At 67.7% G+C, this 1,753-nt stretch carries 1 rRNA gene; it reads right to left on the reverse strand.

Annotation, left to right across the window (positions count from 1 at the left end):
- Positions 1 to 439: ribosomal RNA gene (locus GTW08_RS06170) — 16S ribosomal RNA — on the reverse strand; the annotation flags it as partial.
- Between the last annotated feature and the right edge of the window lie 1,314 nt (positions 440 to 1,753).

Below are 1,753 nucleotides of genomic sequence, written 5' to 3' on the forward strand. Positions count from 1 at the left end.
CTGGCGAAAGAGGTTTACAACCCGAAGGCCGTCATCCCCCACGCGGCGTCGCTGCGTCAGGCTTCCGCCCATTGCGCAATATTCCCCACTGCTGCCTCCCGTAGGAGTCTGGGCCGTGTCTCAGTCCCAGTGTGGCCGGTCGCCCTCTCAGGCCGGCTACCCGTCACCGCCTTGGTAGGCCATCACCCCACCAACAAGCTGATAGGCCGCGGGCCCATCCCCCACCGAAAAAACTTTCCACCACCAACCATGCGATCAGTGGTCCTATCCGGTATTAGACCCAGTTTCCCGGGCTTATCCCAGAGTGGAGGGCAGGTCACCCACGTGTTACTCACCCGTTCGCCGCTCGTGTACCCCCGAAAGGGCCTTACCGCTCGACTTGCATGTGTTAAGCACGCCGCCAGCGTTCGTCCTGAGCCAGGATCAAACTCTCCAACAAAACCCTGACTTGCAACAAACAACTGGCCACAACACCCGACGGGATCGAATGCTGCAACCAAACAAACAATTTGGCACAAAACGCCAAACCGAATCAAAATAGCTCGACACACTGTTGAGTTCTCAAAAGACACCCGCACCGCACTCACCCACCCCCACACAAGGAAGCAGGATCCTGAAGACGGATCGCCTTGACCCACCAAGACAATCACACCGAGAAACTCGATGAACCACCGGGGGTCGCCGTCCGCGGGGCCTGTTGACCGAACCCCTCAGGGCCCGTTCTGTCCGGCTCACTCGCTGACAGGGAGAAAGTTACGGCACGGTGTCCGGGGCCGTCAAACCGGGGGGTCCCCGGGGCGAACACCAGGCGTCGTCGCAGGTCACCGCGGTGGTCGGAAACGAACTCCTGGTTACCGACACCCTCTCACCGAGCGATACCGGCGATCACCGATCTGTGTGACGCCGACCACGGTCTCTTCGCGATGGGTTGTCCACGTGGTCTTCTCGGTGGTCGGGCCACCATCCGTTCAGGTCTCGAATCGGCCCGTGACCTGCGCTGTCAGGGTGCGGTCGGGGTGCGCCGTCGGGTGGCCGTCCGGTACCGCCATGGTCCGGTTCCGGCCGTCGGCCGGAACCCCGTCCCGCACGACGGCCCGTAGTCACGGTGCAGGTGCCCCGCTTCCGGCCCACCGTCGGATCCGACCCGTCCTCCGCCGTCGCGAGGCAGGACGTCCACAGCGGAGCGCCGGGGACGGCCTGGGCGATCGCCGGGACGGTCCTCTCGCGGGCGACCACGGAGCGGCCTCGGCCCCTCCGATCCCGGGACGCGTGGGGCTCGGCCGCGTCGCTCCGGCCCCCCACCGTCCCGGGTGGAGGGGGCTCCGTCCCGCCGTTCCGGCTCCCGGAGCCCCACCACGGACGGCGGGTGTTCCCCCGGATCAGCGCTCGACGGGCCGGACCACTCACCGATTTCTTGTCACGGGGACATGACGACGGCCCGTCTGACCTGCGGGGACGACCGATGGTGGTGTCCGGGCCCACGTCGTCACCGCATCAGGGGGGTATCCGTGCCCGTTCCGGCGCGTTGGTCCGTCGAGTGCTCCTCGTCGGGTCCTGCAGCGCGTCGGGGGCGAATGCGCGACGCGATCCGACGAGGAGCACTCCCTTCACCCCTCCTCCACGCGCGGCGACACCGGTCGGTGTCGCCGCGCGTACGGGCTCACGGAGCGGCGGGAGCGGCTGGCGCCGCGGGAGCGGCGGACGCCCCCGGGGCCGCGGGGGCAGCAGGGGCCGCGGGAGCGGCCGGGGCAGC

Origin of the sequence: Pseudonocardia sp. SID8383 (assembly GCF_009864975.1) — a bacterium.
Lineage (GTDB): Bacteria > Actinomycetota > Actinomycetes > Mycobacteriales > Pseudonocardiaceae > Pseudonocardia > Pseudonocardia alni.